At 40.8% G+C, this 17,244-nt stretch carries 16 protein-coding genes and 2 pseudogenes; 10 read left to right on the plus strand and 8 right to left on the minus strand.

The genetic code is table 11. The features are described 5' to 3' along the window. Window positions 1-95: 95 nt before the first annotated feature. The gene (locus RB214_RS17820) at window positions 96-1,562 is read left to right on the plus strand and encodes a DASS family sodium-coupled anion symporter (RefSeq protein WP_309169340.1); all 1,467 of its coding nucleotides are present in this window, start codon (window positions 96-98) and stop codon (window positions 1,560-1,562) included. 221 nt (window positions 1,563-1,783) lie between these two features. On the opposite strand, the gene RB214_RS17825 is transcribed toward RB214_RS17820, so the two are convergent. Together RB214_RS17825 and RB214_RS17830 are read right to left on the minus strand one after the other, a co-directional pair. Next, window positions 1,784-2,419, minus strand: coding sequence for a trimeric intracellular cation channel family protein (locus RB214_RS17825; RefSeq protein ID WP_096794333.1), 636 nt, complete (start codon window positions 2,417-2,419; stop codon window positions 1,784-1,786). 483 nt (window positions 2,420-2,902) lie between these two features. Continuing rightward, window positions 2,903-3,106 (minus strand): annotated as a pseudogene (locus tag RB214_RS17830) (ATP-binding cassette domain-containing protein); the annotation flags it as partial. A gap of 121 nt (window positions 3,107-3,227) precedes the next feature. On the opposite strand from RB214_RS17830, the gene xdhA reads away from it, so the two are divergent. From xdhA to puuE, 8 genes are read left to right on the plus strand one after another with little or no spacing between them, the layout of a single operon-like run. Then, a complete protein-coding gene (gene xdhA, locus RB214_RS17835; protein WP_309169341.1) occupies window positions 3,228-4,727 on the plus strand; it encodes a xanthine dehydrogenase small subunit in 1,500 nt (499 codons plus the stop codon). Continuing rightward, window positions 4,714-7,053 (plus strand): xanthine dehydrogenase molybdopterin binding subunit, encoded by a 2,340-nt coding sequence (gene xdhB, locus RB214_RS17840; RefSeq protein ID WP_309169342.1) that lies wholly within the window; start codon window positions 4,714-4,716, stop codon window positions 7,051-7,053. Before xdhA ends, xdhB begins: the two co-directional genes overlap by 14 nt. Then, on the plus strand, window positions 7,046-7,936 hold the full coding sequence (gene xdhC / locus RB214_RS17845) for a xanthine dehydrogenase accessory protein XdhC (protein WP_309169343.1): 891 nt from the start codon (window positions 7,046-7,048) through the stop codon (window positions 7,934-7,936). Before xdhB ends, xdhC begins: the two co-directional genes overlap by 8 nt. Next, window positions 7,933-8,433, plus strand: coding sequence for a 2-oxo-4-hydroxy-4-carboxy-5-ureidoimidazoline decarboxylase (gene uraD, locus RB214_RS17850; protein WP_309169344.1), 501 nt, complete (start codon window positions 7,933-7,935; stop codon window positions 8,431-8,433). The genes xdhC and uraD overlap by 4 nt, the downstream gene beginning before the upstream one ends. A gap of 8 nt (window positions 8,434-8,441) precedes the next feature. Further along, on the plus strand, window positions 8,442-8,780 hold the full coding sequence (gene uraH / locus RB214_RS17855) for a hydroxyisourate hydrolase (protein ID WP_309169472.1): 339 nt from the start codon (window positions 8,442-8,444) through the stop codon (window positions 8,778-8,780). Window positions 8,781-8,782: 2 nt separating this feature from the next. Next, window positions 8,783-10,147, plus strand: coding sequence for a guanine deaminase (gene guaD, locus RB214_RS17860; protein WP_309169345.1), 1,365 nt, complete (start codon window positions 8,783-8,785; stop codon window positions 10,145-10,147). 5 nt (window positions 10,148-10,152) lie between these two features. After that, window positions 10,153-11,364, plus strand: coding sequence for a urate hydroxylase PuuD (locus RB214_RS17865; RefSeq protein ID WP_309169346.1), 1,212 nt, complete (start codon window positions 10,153-10,155; stop codon window positions 11,362-11,364). A 1-nt stretch (window position 11,365) separates the two neighbouring features. Further along, a complete protein-coding gene (gene puuE, locus RB214_RS17870; protein ID WP_309169347.1) occupies window positions 11,366-12,298 on the plus strand; it encodes an allantoinase PuuE in 933 nt (310 codons plus the stop codon). An 81-nt stretch (window positions 12,299-12,379) separates the two neighbouring features. Here the strand turns inward: puuE and RB214_RS17875 are convergent. The 6 genes and pseudogenes from RB214_RS17875 to RB214_RS17900 form a co-directional block, all read right to left on the minus strand. Then, window positions 12,380-12,570: pseudogene (locus RB214_RS17875) on the minus strand (response regulator transcription factor); the annotation flags it as partial. A 66-nt stretch (window positions 12,571-12,636) separates the two neighbouring features. Next, window positions 12,637-13,158: a hypothetical protein gene (locus tag RB214_RS17880; RefSeq protein WP_309169348.1), complete on the minus strand. Its 522-nt coding sequence runs from the start codon at window positions 13,156-13,158 to the stop codon at window positions 12,637-12,639. Between the two features lie 56 nt (window positions 13,159-13,214). Continuing rightward, a complete protein-coding gene (locus RB214_RS17885) occupies window positions 13,215-14,753 on the minus strand; it encodes an EAL domain-containing protein (RefSeq protein WP_309169349.1) in 1,539 nt (512 codons plus the stop codon). A gap of 78 nt (window positions 14,754-14,831) precedes the next feature. Then, window positions 14,832-15,467, minus strand: a complete 636-nt coding sequence (locus tag RB214_RS17890) for an SGNH/GDSL hydrolase family protein (RefSeq protein WP_309169473.1) — start codon at window positions 15,465-15,467, stop codon at window positions 14,832-14,834. A gap of 8 nt (window positions 15,468-15,475) precedes the next feature. Further along, complete coding sequence (locus RB214_RS17895; RefSeq protein ID WP_309169350.1) at window positions 15,476-15,988, minus strand: DsrE family protein; 513 nt, start codon at window positions 15,986-15,988, stop codon at window positions 15,476-15,478. 65 nt (window positions 15,989-16,053) lie between these two features. After that, complete coding sequence (locus RB214_RS17900; protein ID WP_309169351.1) at window positions 16,054-16,527, minus strand: flavodoxin family protein; 474 nt, start codon at window positions 16,525-16,527, stop codon at window positions 16,054-16,056. A gap of 67 nt (window positions 16,528-16,594) precedes the next feature. Between RB214_RS17900 and soxR the strand changes: the two genes are divergently transcribed. Further along, complete coding sequence (gene soxR / locus RB214_RS17905; protein ID WP_029752146.1) at window positions 16,595-17,086, plus strand: redox-sensitive transcriptional activator SoxR; 492 nt, start codon at window positions 16,595-16,597, stop codon at window positions 17,084-17,086. Window positions 17,087-17,244 lie beyond the last annotated feature (158 nt).

Here is a 17,244-nt window from a genome sequence, read left to right on the forward strand (position 1 = left end):
GTGCGTCATCTTTTTTATTATTAAATGAAGTAGAATAACGTTGCCTTTTCAATAAACAGAATGCATGCATTTCTAAAACTTAGGGACATTTTTTAATGAAGGGTACTGATATTCGAGTTACCTCTGGACTGATTTCTATAGCCATTGTTTTACTACTTTGGTTTGCTGTACCGCCTCCGCAAGGTGTTACCGAAAACGCATGGCATTTGCTCGCTTTATTTATTGGTACTGTAGTTGCCATTATTGGTAAAGCAATGCCAATCGGCGCCATTGCTATTTTAGCTATTACCTCTGTTGCATTAACCGGCGTAACTAATGACAGCCCATCAGGCGCTATTAAAGATGCATTAAGTGGCTTTTCTAATTCATTAATTTGGTTGATTGGTATTGCTATTATTATTTCTCGGGGTTTAGCTAAAACTGGTTTGGGAAATCGTATTGGCTATAATTTTATTTCTCTTTTTGGTAAAAAAACAGTTGGTATTGGCTATGCACTCGCACTTTCTGAACTTGTTATAGCGCCTGTAACGCCAAGTAATACCGCGCGAGGCGGCGCTATTATTCACCCAATAATGAAGTCGATAGCAACAAGTTTTGGCTCGTCTCCTGAGGAAGGTACATCTCGTAAAATTGGGCACTACCTTGCTTTAGTGAGCTACCATATAAACCCTATTACATCAGCTATGTTTATTACAGCAACTGCGCCAAACCCGCTAATTGTAAAGCTGATTGCTGATGCTACCGGTGCAAATATCAGTATTACTTGGAGTACGTGGGCGCTGGCAGCGCTTGTTCCTGGTTTGCTATGTATTGCCCTTGTGCCTTTGGTTGTTTATGCCATTTACCCACCTGAAGTTAAAAGTACACCCGACGCTAAAACCTACGCAGAATCTAAATTAACTGAAATGGGCCCAATGAGTTATGGCGAAAAAATAATGGTGGGTGTTTTTGCTATGCTGCTTGTTTTATGGGCCGGCGTACCTGCAATGATTTTAGGGGCTGACTACGCAGTTAACACAACCGCAGTGGCTTTTTTAGGTTTGTCGGTTTTATTAGTGACTGGTGTATTAAGCTGGGACGATGTACTTAAAGAAAAGTCTGCGTGGGGTACCGTTGTTTGGTTTTCAGCATTAGTAATGATGGCCACTTTTTTAAATAAATTAGGTTTGGTAACGTGGTTTTCAACACTTGTTGAGAGCAACATTGCGCAACTGGGCTTTGACTGGATTGTATCGGCTATTATATTGGTAGCTGTGTATTTTTACGCTCATTACTTTTTTGCCAGTACCACAGCACATATTACTGCTATGTTTGCCGCATTTTACGCCGCAGGTTTGGCGCTTGGCGCTCCGCCTTTATTTTTAGGTTTACTGTTAGCTGGCGCTTCATCACTGATGATGTCGTTAACGCATTACGCAACAGGCACATCACCCATAGTGTTTGGCTCAGGCTATGTATCATTAAAAGACTGGTGGGTAATGGGCCTTATAATGAGCATTATTAATTTAAGTGTATGGGGAATTATTGGCGGGCTTTGGTGGAAAGCACTTGGGTATTGGTAGTGCTGTGTATAGGTAGTAATATCTTTGTTAGCTTAACCAGCATGTTTAACTCTATGCGCTTGTTTTAGTCGTACCTAATTAAAAGCGCTATAGCCCTAAAAATATAAACTTTAGGGCTATTATAAGGAAGTATTAAAGCTTTATAAACGACTCAATTTTACCATTATTGATGAAGATAATTACGAGTACCACATGCAAACGCGAGCTACTAGTAGCTAAAATTAGTCGCTTTGATCTCTGAAGTCTTTTTTTCTGAAAATAGTTAAATGCCAACCCCAATGCAAAGAGCCTAATCTTAAAAAGATAGTCGTGAAAAATGATCCTAAAATACACCAAATGTAATCTACATTAAGGCTAAATAAAGCAGCATAGACTGCACCACCCGCTAAACACGCAGAGGCGTAAGGTTCGCTGCGCATAACAGTTGGTACCTCACGGCAAATTACGTCACGTATTAAACCACCAAATATACCTGTAGTGATACCCATGGTAATTGCGACCACCATACCGGAGCCATTAATGAGTGCTTTTTCTATCCCCATAATATTAAATAGCGCCATACCCACAGCGTCTACCAATAAAAAGTAGTAGTTATTAACGCGCGGTAAGTATCGAATAAATGCAATTGTTGCTATAACGGCCCCGTAGGTCGAATATAGATACTGTGGGGTAGCAATCCAAAATACCGGTTTGTTTAAAAGTATATCTCTGAGGGTACCGCCTCCTAATGCTGTAACGGTTGCAACCACTACTACGCCAAAGCCACTAATGTTTTTTTCATACCCAAGCAATGCCCCTGCAACAGCAAAAAATGCAACACCGAGTAACCCTAGTACCATAAAGTATTCAGCAGTCATGGTAATTCCTTTTTAAAATTTATAAGGAGTTGTATCAACTTACGTGCCAAAAAACATCCTTCAAAAGTTAAATTAACTTTAAAAAATACATTTAAAAACAACGCTGTAATTCACACTGAATGCAGTTTGAGGTTAGGTTTTATGAAAGGTAACATTTGAGAAGGTAATTATTTTAAAAGTAGGTATTTTTTACACGTTGTTTATAAGTAGGCCCATAAATTAAGCTGGCGCTATTTATACACTCAAAATAAGCGAAATAGCTCACAAATATTGAATCAAAGATTAATAATTTTATACCTATCCAACTTACAGAATTACATAAAAAATAACGCTGACATCTACCCTAATTTTATTGTTGACGTAGGTCGGATAAATGGCGAAGCCATGCTATCCGACAATTAACTTATAAACAAAAAATAAGAGTTTATTGTGTTGGTAATTAGAGTGAGTGTTCTCCTAATTTTTCGCTGCTTATTGGTATTAACGACCATTAAAAAACATGTCCCCTTGGTCAGGTTTAACCACACCATAAAGCATTTTCATTAATGTGCTTTTACCTGCACCGTTTTCACCTAATAAGGCATGCACTTCACCATGCTCAATTTTTAAGGCTACACCGTTATTACCTACGCCTCGATAATTTAGCCGCCCAAAACCACTGACTGACCAAACGGTCAACAATGGCATAGTAACTGCAATAAACTTACTAATACTAAAAAGTATTTTTGTTACCCGTGCGCAAACAACAAGAAAAAACATACGCCAAGCCTTTATGTATCAGGGCTTTATAAAAATTAAGGGGGTCTGTGTGATTCAATTTTTATTAAATAACACACCAATTGAAGTACAAGAATGCTCGCCAAGTCTCACCATTTTGGACTGGCTTCGCACCAAAAAAGGGAAAGTGGGCACCAAAGAAGGGTGTGCAACTGGCGACTGTGGCGCGTGCACAATTTTAGTGGGTGAAGAGCGTATAAATGCAAACGGGCAAACTAGTTGGCAATACAAAACAATGAACAGCTGTTTATTGTTATTAGGTAATGCGCATGCAAAACATATAGTAACGGTAGAGGCTGTGACTACTGGCTTATACCCAAACTTAACCGATTTACACCCCGTACAACGTGCACTGGTAGAGTGCCATGGTTCGCAGTGTGGTTTTTGTACGCCTGGTATAATAATGAGCTTGTTGGCTCTTTATATTAATGAACCAACGTACCCTGGTAAAAAAGCGGTTATTCATGCACTTGGTGGTAACTTATGCCGCTGTACAGGTTATAGCCCTATATTACTTACAGCCGAAAAAGCCTATAGCTATGAGCGTAAAGCTGAACCTTACTCAGCAATGGCCGCTCAATTTAAAGCATCACTTAATACGCAATATGATGACGATATTCCATTTTTAAAAAATGGTTCTCGCAAATTTTACTTACCACAAACTGCCCAGCAACTTGTTGAGCTAAAAGCGCTTTATCCTTATGCACATTTAGTTGCTGGTGGCACCGACTTTGCCATTGAGCTTAGCCAAAACATGCTCTTACCGGATGTAATTATCTCCCTTAGCCAAGTAAAGGACCTTTGCACCTTGGCAGATAATAACGGTGAGCTACACATTGGTGCAGCACTCCCTTATAGCCAATTTGTTGAGGTATTTTATAACCATTACCCAGAGTCAAAAGAGCTATTTGAACGCTTAGGATCAAGCCAAGTACGTAACAGCGGCACACTAGGTGGCAGCATAGGGAATGCCTCTCCGATTGGCGATCCAGCTCCCCTTTTAATCGCTCTTAATGCATCAATGGATTTATTAAGCAGCGCTGGTACGCGCACTATAAAAGTTGCCGACTACTTTATTGATTACAAAAAAACAGTTCTTAAAAGCGATGAAGTAATTAGCAAGTTCACCATCCCAAAGCGCCCAGAGTCGCTAAAACTGGCCTGTCATAAAATATCAAAACGCTTTGAAGACGATATATCTACCGTTTGTTTGGTACTTGCTATAGAGCATTCACAAAACATGATTACTCAAGCCCGCTGCGCTATGGGCGGTATGGCAGCTATTCCTAAGCGCGCGCAGCATATTGAGCAAAAGCTGATATCTCAATCGTTACAAGTAAGTAGCTTTATAGACGCAGCAACGGCTATTAACGATGACTTTACGCCCATGAGCGATGTAAGAAGCAGTGCGCATTATCGCACCACGGTAAGCAAAAACTTATTACAACGCATTGGTATTGAGTTTTGTGAGCCGCAAGCACGCAACAATAACAACATTGCCATTACGAGGATCTCACATGCGTCACTTTGAAATGGATAAACTAAAAGCGCAAGGTGGTAGCGTTGGACAATCTAAATATCACGAAAGCGCTATTAAACAAGTTTGTGGCAGTGCAAATTTTGCCGACGATAACCCTGAGCCTTACGGTTGCCTGCATGCCTACCCAGTGCTCGCCCCTGCTACAAGCGGCTTTATTAAATCAATAGATACCAGTCTCGCACTGGCAGTTGAAGGCGTTAAACGTATTTTATCGGCCGAAGATGTTCCGGGTAAATTAGATATTGGCCCGGTATTTCCAGGTGATGTACTGCTGACCAGTCATGAAATTCAATACCACGGACAACCTGTGTTGGTAGTAGTTGCCGACACCTATGAAATAGCGCGCCGCGCTGCACGTTTGGTGGTTATAGAGTGCGAGCAAACTACGCCCACACTTGATATTAAAGAAGCCATTAGCAAAGAGCACTGGGTGAGGCCGCCCCATTCACTTGACCGTGGTAACAGCGAACAAGCCATTAATAACGCAGCCCACCAGCTTAAAGGCGAAATAAACATAGGCGGGCAAGAACACTTTTATTTAGAAGGCCAAATAGCGCTGGCGCAACCTGATAACGACGGGGGCATTCATGTTCAGTGCTCTACGCAACACCCTACTGAGGTGCAGCATTTAGTTGCTAAAATTTTAAAAAAGCCATTTAGCTTTGTAAACGTAGAAACCCGCCGTATGGGCGGTGCTTTTGGCGGCAAAGAAACCCAAGGCGCGCCATGGGCATGCCTTGCAGCGCTAGCGGTTTACCACCTTGGCTGCGCAGTAAAAATGCGCCTAGCCCGTAGCGACGATTTTAAATTAACCGGTAAGCGCCACCCTTTTTATAATCACTATCATGTTGGTTTTGACGAAAATGGTTTAATAGAAAGTGCCGACATTACCGTAAACGGATTTTGTGGCTACTCCCCCGATTTATCAGATGCAATTGTAGACCGAGCCATGTTTCATGCCGATAACGCCTACTACTACCCAGCCGCCACAATTAAGGGTAATCGCTGTAAAGTAAATACCGTAAGCCATACCGCATTTAGAGGATTTGGTGGCCCGCAAGGAATGATTATGGGCGAGCTAATAATGGACGATATAGCCGCCAAATTAGGTAAAGATCCGCTTGAAATTAGAAAACTCAATTTATATAAAAAAGGCCGCGACACCACGCCGTATCATCAAACCGTAGAGCAACATATTTTAATAGATATGATTGCTCAGCTTGAGCAGTCGGGTGACTACTGGGCACGTAAAAATGCTATTAAAGCATTCAACGCATCGTCACCTATTATCAAAAAAGGCCTTGCGATGACGCCGGTTAAATACGGTATTTCGTTTACGGTACAACACTTAAACCAAGCCGGTGCATTAGTGCATGTATACAGCGATGGCTCTATACATTTAAACCATGGCGGCACCGAAATGGGCCAAGGGTTAAACACCAAAATTGCGCAAATTGTAGCCCATGGTTTTGGGGTCGATTTTAACGCGGTAAGTATTAGCGCTACGCGTACCGACAAGGTGCCAAACACCTCGCCAACAGCGGCTTCAAGCGGTACCGACTTAAACGGTATGGCGGCGCTAAATGCAGTAAACACAATAAAAGAGCGCTTAATAAACTTTATTACCGAGCACTTTGAAGTAGACAGTCAAAGTATTACATTTAAAGATAACCTCATTACTTTTAGTAAAGGTGAAATAAGCTTTAGTGAACTTGCAAACCTTGCTTACATGAATCGTATATCGCTTTCATCAACGGGTTATTACGCCACACCTAAAATTCATTACGACAGAGCCAAAGGCGAAGGCCGTCCGTTTTTTTACTACGCTCACGGCGTAGCACTCAGCGAAGTAGAAGTAGATACGCTTACGGGCGAAAACACGGTAACCCGCGTTGATATACTGCACGATGTAGGCAGTTCAATTAATCCAGCACTTGATATAGGGCAAATTGAAGGCGCCTTTTTGCAAGGTATGGGCTGGCTAACAACTGAAGACTTACAATGGAATGATAAAGGCCAGCTTGCAAGCTTTGGCCCAGCCAACTACAAAATACCAGCCATTGGCGATACCCCTGCCGAATTTAACATCAATCTTTATAACTCAGCAAATCCAGAAACCACCGTGTTTAGATCAAAAGCCGTAGGCGAGCCGCCATTTATGCTGGCCTTTAGTGTATGGAGCGCTATTCGTAATGCCATAAGTAGTGTGGCTGATTACAAATACACCGCACCACTGGATACACCCGCAACCCCAGAGCGAGTATTGAGTGCAATTGAGCAAACCGCTAGCTGGTTTAAGGAGCATCAACATGACTAGTTTAAATGAGTCGTTTCAGGGTTTTCATACGCAAAATTGGGCGCAGGCTATAAACGAGCACGAACAAAGCGGCACTAATTATGTAATTGCCACGGTACTTGGCACCAATGGCTCAACCCCACGTGGTACAGGCTCAAAAATGGTAATAAGCGGCGAGCATATTTACGACACCCTTGGCGGTGGCCACCTTGAATACGTAGTAATAGAAAAAGCTCGCGAACTACTTTCCAAAGGCGATGCCGCCCAAGTAATTGAGCAATTTAACCTAGGTGCAAATTTAGGCCAGTGCTGCGGCGGGGCTGCCACCGTTATGCTTGAATGCATGCAATGCGAGCGCTTTACCTTAGACATTTATGGCGCAGGCCACGTAGCACAGGCGCTTATTGGTATATTGGCACAACTACCTATGCGCATACGCTGGATAGATAGCCGCGCCGATGTATTCCCACAGGCTATTCCAAATAACGTAGTAAAAGTGGTTGATGAAGAACCAACAGAGCAAGTAAAACGTGCGCCTAAAGCTAACAACTACTTAATATTGACCCATAACCACCAGCTCGACTTTGCACTCACCCAAGCCATTATTAAACGCGCCGATGCCAATTGGCTTGGTGTAATTGGCTCTGACACTAAAGCCAAACGCTTTAAGCAGCGCCTAGCACATCGCGATTTTACAGCAGATCAAATACAGCAAATGACCTGCCCTGTTGGGCTTAATAACATTACGGGCAAATTACCAATGGAAGTGGCTATTTCGATTAGTGGACAGCTAATTGGCCTTTATCAGGCTATGCAAACCCAAGCGCCAAAACGCCAAGGCTTGCAATGGCGCACACTAAAAAATGCATTAATTAGCACCACGCAGGAGGAAGTAGACGCATGAGCAGTTTACAAATAAATTCGCTAAATGATGCACAAGTAAAACAAGCACTTGAGCATTGCTGCGCGGCCCCTAACTGGGTGGCGGGCATGGTAAAAGCAATGCCATTTAAAAGTGCTCAGCAGCTGTTTGAATGCGCACAAAGCACATGGGATAACCTTGGCGAAAGCGACTATTTAGCTGCCTTTGAAGGCCACCCGCAAATAGGCGACTTATCAACCCTTAGCAAAAAATACGCTGCTACCGCACAAAAAGCGGGGCATGAGCAATCGGGTATGAGCAAAGCAAACGAAGCCGTACTTACCAAAATGATTGCCCTCAATAAAGAGTACCTGAACAAGTTTGGCTTTATTTTTATTGTGTGCGCCACCGGTAAAACGGCCGAACAAATGCTCGAACTCATAGAGCAGCGCATACACAACACCCGCAGTACAGAGCTAAATATAGCCGCGGGCGAACAAGCCAAAATAACAAAAATAAGATTGGAGTCACTGCTATGAATAAAGGTATGAGCAAAAGCTCTATAACCACCCACATACTTGATACCAGCACCGGAAAACCAGCAGCAAACGTTGCTGTTAAGCTATTTAAACTTACAAATAACGAATGGGTACAACTAACCCAAGGCAAAACAGATTCCGATGGGCGTATTACCGACTGGCTAAATACAGAAGTAGAATTTGCAACTTATAAGCTAGTATTTGATTTAGATAGTTATTACCAAAACCAACCTACCCCTGCGTTTTACCCAGAGGCGCAAATAACGTTTAGATTACAAGATACTAAACATCATCATATCCCATTGTTGCTTAGTCCGTTTGGCTACTCTACATACAGAGGTAGCTAATAATGAGCACGCAAAACAATAATAACTTAACAGTAGTTTGTGCCGATATACTCGACTTTATTGACGACCCTGCCATTGCTGGCGAAAGCGCCCATCGTTTTTTTGAAAAAGGCGCATTAGTTATCAAGCACGGCAAAGTAGTTAAACTTGGTTACGAGCAAGACATATTACCTACGCTTGATAAATCAGCGCGTGTTATCCGCCACGATGGCAAACTCGTTATGCCTGGTATGATTGACACCCACATACATTTGCCGCAAACCGAAATGGTAGGCGCGTATGGCGAGCAACTGCTAAGTTGGCTAACCGAGTATGCGTTTCCGACAGAGAAAAAATTTACCTGTGAGCATTATTCAAAAGAGATATCTAACCGCTTTTTAGACGAGCTGCTGCGTAATGGCACAACCACTGCCCTTGTATTTGGCACAGTGCATCCGCAATCGGTTGATGCGTTTTTTAAAGAATCACAAAAACGCAATTTACGCATGATTGCCGGTAAAGTAATGATGGACCGTAACTGCCCAGACGACTTATCTGATTGCGCGCAAACAAGTTATGACGAATCTAAAGCCCTCATCGAAAAATGGCACAATGTTGACAGGCTAAGCTACGCAGTTACACCGCGTTTTGCTCCTACATCAACCCCTGAGCAACTTCAAAAATGTACTCAGTTGCTTGAAGAATACCCAGACACCTACCTGCATACACACTTATCTGAAAACAAAGACGAGTGCGAATGGGTAAAAGGGCTATTTCCAGAGTTTGATGATTACTTAGGCGTGTACGAGCAAGCAAAAATGGTACGTAAACGCTCAGTATTTGCCCATAGTATTCATTTATCTGAGCGCGAGCTATGCTGCCTTGCAGATAACAATGCGGCAATATCGCACTGCCCTACCTCAAACCTATTTTTAGGATCAGGACTTTTAAATTTAAAAGCCTGTGAAGAGCACGGTATAAACGTAGGCATGGGTACCGATGTAGGCGCAGGAACAAGCTTTTCTATGTTACAAACAGGTAACGAAGCTTATAAAATTCAGCAATTACAAGGTCAAAAGTTTTCAGCATTTAAAGGGCTGTATTTAGCAACACTCGGCGGTGCTAGAGCGCTCGATTTAGAAGGAACAATTGGTAATTTTGAAGCCGGTTGTGAAGCCGATTTTATTGTAATGGATTGTTCAGCAACTTCATTTTTAAAATTTAGGATACAGCATGCCAAAACCCTGCATGAAAAATTATTTGCAATGATGATGTTAGGCGACGACCGCTGCGTTGAGCAGACCTACATTATGGGTAAAAGTGTGTATAAGCGCGATGATAACAATCAATTTTCAGACACCCGCTCACCGGTATTAGAAGAGGCTTAACCGTTATGGAAAACTATTTATTTGAGCTTGCTCATTTAGTACTGCGTTACTTTCATGTTATTGCTGGTATAGCCTGGATTGGCGCTTCATTTTATTTTGCATGGCTTGATAACAACCTACAAACACCACCGCAATGGAAAATAGATAAAGGCATAAAAGGCGATTTATGGGCCGTGCATGGCGGTGGCTTTTACGAAGTGGCTAAGTATCAAAATGGGCCTGAACAAATGCCTCATACCCTGCATTGGTTTAAGTGGGAAGTCTACACAACGTGGATCACCGGTATATTACTATTTAGCTTACTTTATTATGTTGGCGCCGATGTGTACTTAATTGATAACAGTAAAAGTGAGCTGAGTAAATTTGCAGCTATTGCCGCATCCCTTGGTTTTATTGGCTTAGGTTATGGTATTTATCGTTTATTGTGTAAAACCTCGCTGGTTGAAAACGGCAAAGTGTTTATTACTGTAGTTATTGGTTTATTAGCTCTGTGGACTTTTGGGGTTGATCAATTATTTAGCGACCGCGCTGTGTATATTCATGTAGGTGCACTTATTGGCACGTGTATGGTGGGTAATGTGTATCACATTATTATGCCAGGCCAACGCTACATGGTAAGTGAAGTAGAAGCTGGTAGAATCCCTGATTCAGCGCCAGGTTTAAAGGCAAAGCTGTGTTCTATTCATAATAACTACGCCACATTACCTGTAGTATTTATAATGCTTAGCAATCACTTTCCTTACACATATAGCCACAACTTTGGCTGGCTTATTTTAATTGCGCTGTTTGGTATTGGTATGTGGATACGCCATTACTTTAACTTAAAGCACCAAGGCATTAATAAACCCTCAGTACTTGTAAGCGGTATCGCCGCCTTTTTTGCCCTTATGTTGGCAATAGCTCCGTGGCCTAATACACCAACAAATGCAGGCGAAAGCGCGCCTTTACAAGCAAGTATTACCGACGCACAAGCGTGGGATATAATTAATAAGCACTGTACTGGGTGTCACAGCGAAACACCCACCTCTGAGCTTTTTCAAACAGCGCCGCTAGGCTTTAAGCTCGACTCTATTAGTGATGTAAAAAAATCCAGCACGCTTATTCATACTCGCGCGGTTATAACCAAAGATATGCCACTGGCCAATATGACAAAAATGACAGACACAGAGCGCGAAACGCTAGGCGCTTGGCTCTCAGCACTTAAAAAGGAGCAATAAAATGAGTGAGCATTTTAAACACTACCCGCGCGATTTAATTGGTTATGGTCCAGATGTACCCCATGCAAACTGGCCTAATAAAGCCCGCATTGCCGTGCAAGTAGTATTAAATTACGAAGAAGGCGGCGAAAATTGTGTATTACATGGTGATGCAGCCGCTGAAACATTTTTATCTGAAATAGTCAGTGCTCCCCATGTTGAAGACCGCCATATAAGCATGGAGTCTATTTACGAATATGGCTCACGCGCTGGCGTGTGGAGGCTACTGCGTTTATTTAAAAAATACGATACACCGGTCACCATTTTTGCAGTGGCGATGGCCCTTGAGCGCCACCCCGATGTAGCTAAAGCCTTTGTTGAAGCGGGCCACGAGATTGCAAGCCATGGCCTGCGCTGGATTAATTATCAAAATATAGATAAGCAAACCGAGCGCGAGCATATGCAACAAGCCATTGATGTCATTAAAAAGCTTACCGGTAAAAAGCCCAAAGGTTGGTACACAGGGCGCACAAGCCCTAACACTGCAGCACTTGTAGTTGAAAATGGCACTTTTTTATATGACGCCGACGATTACAGCGACGACCTACCTTTTTACAGTATTAAAGAAGGTAAACCACAGTTAATTGTGCCCTACACGCTCGATGTAAACGACATGCGCTTTGCTGCCGTGCAGGGTTTTAATGCAGGCGATCAGTTTTATAATTACTTAAAAGATGCCTTTGATACGCTATACGAGGAAGGCGACCCAGAAGGTGAAAACGCCCCTAAAATGATGTCGATAGGTTTGCATTGTCGCCTAATTGGCAGACCAGGAAGAATAAAAGCATTAGCACAGTTTTTAGAATATGCCCGCTCGCATGAGCAGGTTTGGTTTGCCACGCGTGAACAAATAGCCGAGCACTGGCTTAAAACTCACCCGTATAAAAAAGCATAGTTTATATTTTTTAAAACATAAAAAAGCCCAGTAATGCTGGGCTTAAAGTCACTTTAGGAGTAGTGAAAATTATTCAAAAAACTATTTCCCCATCGGCAGCAAAACAGATATATAGCGCTGCGCCCAATTAGCAAGCTCCACCCTGTTGCGTGAGTTAGTTTTTTTAAACGCACTGTATAAATGTGTTTTTACAGTGTGGTCGCTAATGTTAAGTTTATCAGCGATTGTATTGTTATTCGCACACCCTGTGCAATTAAATGAATAACAGACTGGATTAGTAGCTCAGTAATTCTTAAAACCTTAAATATACATTATCGTAAACTAAGCTTTAGGGGTAATTATTCTATCGTCGCTTTTAATTTATTCAGCGCATCAACCGAAAAACCTCGATCATAAAAATATAAAATTTCGCCGCTGCTATTTATAAGTACCACACGAGAGTTATTTGGGCTTTGATTACCTGTAAACTTTTGAACTGTCTCGCCATCTTTATAAATAGTGATTACCCCACCCCATAATTCTTTAGGGATGCCTTTGCGCATACCGCTGTCTATAAATGTGCTAAACATACGTGGTGCCATACCTGCAATGGTTGGTAGTTCGTAAGTTGGAAGCGTTACACCCGCCATATCTAAACCAATTAACCAACGGTCTATATCAAACTGGCTGTCTTGCTTGTAACCAATAAGCAGCAGTGTTTTATCTGCTTGAAAATCACTAGGTATAGTTACCATACTTTGCTCTAAGCTTTCGCCACTAATGCTTGGGAACTGCTTACCTGTTAATTGCTGGTTTGGGTACTGTGTTGTACATGCGCTAAGTAGTAAAAGTGCAAAAGCACTTAATGTTAATTTGATCATAATAAACCTAATATTTATAAATTTCATACCGATACGTTTAGTATGGCAGCTGAGATTTAAAAATGCTGACTAGTTATATAATTTTTAAATTTAGACGCAGTCATGGGCTTACCGTACTTCCAGCCTTGTCCGTAATGCACACCCGCTGTTTTTAAAATGGCTTCTTGCTCAGTGGTTTCAATTCCTTCTGCTACACAGGTATAATTAAACTTATGCACAAGTTCCATAATATTCGGGATCATAGAGGCTTTTAAGCCCTCAGTTGTTATATCTTGAACAAACGTACGGTCAATTTTAAGTTGATGAAAGCTCAAATTTTGTAAGTTTCTTAAATTTGAATAACCCGTACCAAAGTCATCTAATGATAAGTTAAATCCCGATTCAACCAAGGTTCTAAAATGAGCATGCGCGATGCTTGTATCAAGGTATTCGTCTTCAGTTATCTCTAAACAAATAATAAAGCGTGAATTGGTAAGCTCTGTAATTTGTGGCAGCAACGACACGTTACCCAGCTCTACATCACACGGAAATATATTAAGCGACACTTTAAAGCCTTCAGGCAATACCTCTATAGAGGTTAGCTCTTTGATTGTGGTGGCAATCATGGCCTCAGTAAAAGTCCAGGTTAAATTGTTTTTTCTAATAACCGGAATAAACTCATCTGGAAATAAAACACCGTACTTATCTTCAAAACGTGCAAGTACCTCGCAACCAATCAGCTTGCCACTTTGCAAACAAATAATAGGCTGGTAAGTCCAATAAAATGATCCCTTTTTGAGTCCTTTACGAATACGCTGATTAATAGAGCGACGTGCAGCAATTCTTGCATCAACTATTAACGCACTCGATATTCCCGCTAAACAGGTTAAAATTAACGAAATTATTAATAATAAGTGGTTATTAGAAAAAAACAGACTCCAAGGTAAGTGCACTACCACACAATATTGACTACTTGTAGAACTGCAAACTAAATTAGTTTCGTAAGGAAAGAAAACATTGTTTTTTACTTGAAGGTAGAGATCCTCTTTACCTGCTAAATGATGCAAAGTATTTGGTGTTTTATAAACAACTTCCCAATCTGGCACAGTAATGCCAATGTTGGTAAAGGGAGTACTCTGCATAATTAAATTATAGTCCCCTTGTCTGACTATAATTACCTCCATAGGGCGCTCACTAAATAATAATAGATAAAGCTCTGGCTCAAAACGAACCCTCACCTGTTCATCATCTCGAATAAAGTCAGGCTGTTTGTCGTTAATTGGTTTACTTAATAAGCCTGCACCCGTAGTACAAACTAGCTGATTATCTTTAAAAAAACCTATATCAATTACATATTTTGCGTCAAATAAAGCGCGGCGCATCTCAAGAAGAGTTGTGTTGTCACACTGTTTAAACGCAAGCTTATTTAATGGGGTAAGTATTCGACGCCGCTCTGCAATTGCACCTTCTACATGAGTGAGAATATACTCAGCATCTGACTTTGTTTGTGCTGTTAATTGCTGCGCTGCAAAATTAAGTAAAATAATACAGCCAGTTATAAAAACTAACACTCCGGTTAGAACGGCTATAATAGATTTTTGTTGGTACTTTTTCATAGCATCTCGAAGTTGTTAATTTATATCACTACTTTATTAGATGATTGCATAAGTCGCATTAAATTCACACAGATAGATTTAACAATTATTGAGTGAATTTTGAACCAATTGCGCTATTTTAAAGCCTATTGCCAAATGTTGGATATCATCAAAATGAATCCCATCACCATCTGTTATGCTAATGAACGAGTTAAAATCAATAAAAGCGCACTTATTATTAGCTGCAACGCTTTTAAATGCACTAGAGAGCTTTGTTGCTTTTGTATCAGCCTCTTCATAAATACGTGAATACTGCCCGGTAATTCTTATTTTAGGTGGGCTAGCAATAATAACCTTAGGGGATTTTAAAGTACTACCTTGCTGATAATAAAAGTGTATTGAGTTAATTAAATCATTCAAGCCATCTGCTATTAAACTAGGTGTTAAATTAAAACGTTTTTTAAGATCGTTTGTACCAAGAGCTATAATAATAAAGTCGAGATCACGCTTATCCAAATAAGGTTTTAAATAGCTAACACCATTGAGCACACCGTCAAACGGGGGATTATGCACTAAAGTGCGATTAGGTTGCCCTGCCTCTATTACGTTAAAGCCACACCCTAAGTGTTTATTTAAAAGTGATGTCCAACGGGTATTTTCATCAAAACGTTTACCCGTTACAGGGTTTAAGCCCCATGTGTTTGAATCCCCAAAGCAGAGAATGTTTTTTATTATTTGAGTCATTAAAATGGGTTGAGCGTATAGCCTTGTTGTTGAAGTTGGGCGTGAGCGGTCATAGCTGAAAGCGACATCTTTACACCCTCAATTAAAAGCGCTGGCGTTACTTTAAAGTGAGTAGCAGATTGCCCGCAAACATACACTTTAGTGTTGTTTGCTAGTAGCTGCTCAATTAATGCTCTATTTTTATTGTCAGCGTTAAAGCGTTTTTTATATTCGCTATTAGCTAACACATCAACACTTGCGCTGCCGTGCACAACTAATGCAAGTTGTATGTTTTCAGGCTTTACGCCATGCGCCACATGCATGTTAATAAAACGCGCTAGCGAATTTATTGAATTATTTTGCGCGCCTTTTTCAGCGCCATCAGCAACATCAAATGCTATTTTAAATACCGTAGCGTCATTAATTTCATCATGCTCGGGTACATTGTAATAATTACCATACCCCTTAATTGGTTGCTCTGTTGCATATATAAAAGGGCTAAAAAGCAGCACTAACAATAGTAAATATTTCATAAAACAATCCTGTGTTTTTTAAGATTATTACTAAACTACCAGAGACAACCAAAAAAGGCTGCAATTTAAGCAACCTTTTGGGTACTTTTATGGCTGTGGTTAATAAACTGCATACCTAAATAACTAAACGTATTTTTAAACTGCTCTACAAAACAGGCGGGGGCTTCACTTGATGACGCATTAGAAAGCACTGAAAAATGCTTACTGCGTAAATTACGAAGCTTAGGTATTAATACTTCATCGTCCATATAATCGGTTATTCTATCGATAAATAATTTCATTTGTACCGTGGTGCTGTACCAATAAACAGGAGACGCGAACACCCAATGATCATATTTTAAAAGTGCTTCAAACACAGCGTAAAAATCATCATTTTTATAGTTTTTGTTATAGCAGTACTGCGCAATTTTATAATCATCTAAGCATATTACACGCACATTATTTTGCTCTGCAAATCCATTAACGTGCGCCTGTGTATTACCATTTTTGCGTGCGCTTGAATAAATAATAACAGTGCTACGCTCAAGTTTTTGTTGCATTTAGTTAGCTCCTTTTTTAATGTTGAAAAAAGCTTAAAACCTCAAGTTATATTGAGGTCAAACGGAAATTAAAAATAATGCCAATAGATCAAAAAAACTAACTGAGGCCAACTTAACCGTGGGTTATGTAGCAAAGCGTAGCGGCGTAAAAGTATCAACCCTGCATTTTTATGAAACCAAAGGACTAATACGTAGCTGGCGTAATGGCGGCAATCAACGCTGCTATAAAAAAGATGTACTGCGCCGTATAGCGGTAATAAAAGCCGCACAAGCAATGGGAATAACCCTCGATGAAATTAAACAAACACTGGCCACATTACCTGATCAGTGCACACCCACGCAAAAAGATTGGGCAGCCCTTTCAAAGCAATGGCAAGCACAGCTTGATGAACGTATAGCCTATATGCAGCACTTGCGAGACAAGGTAGACAGCTGCATAGGATGTGGCTGTTTATCTCTGAAAAGCTGCCCTATTTATAATAAAGACGACCATTTAGGCGACACACAAAACGGTGCAGTATTTTTAAATTCAAAGGTTGAAAGTATTTTTCAAGAATGACCTTTGTTATATATTTAAAATAAAAACTAATTAGCCATAACTTAGTATTATCAATTTTATATATACCAATATACTTACCTCATGAGCAAAACATAGCTTTTCTAGCACAGAATTCTTATTTGCTTTAACTGCCAAATGAGGGAGAGCCATGGCTGCTT

It is taken from the genome of Pseudoalteromonas sp. HL-AS1, assembly GCF_031198785.1.
GTDB classification, from domain to species: domain Bacteria; phylum Pseudomonadota; class Gammaproteobacteria; order Enterobacterales; family Alteromonadaceae; genus Pseudoalteromonas; species Pseudoalteromonas distincta.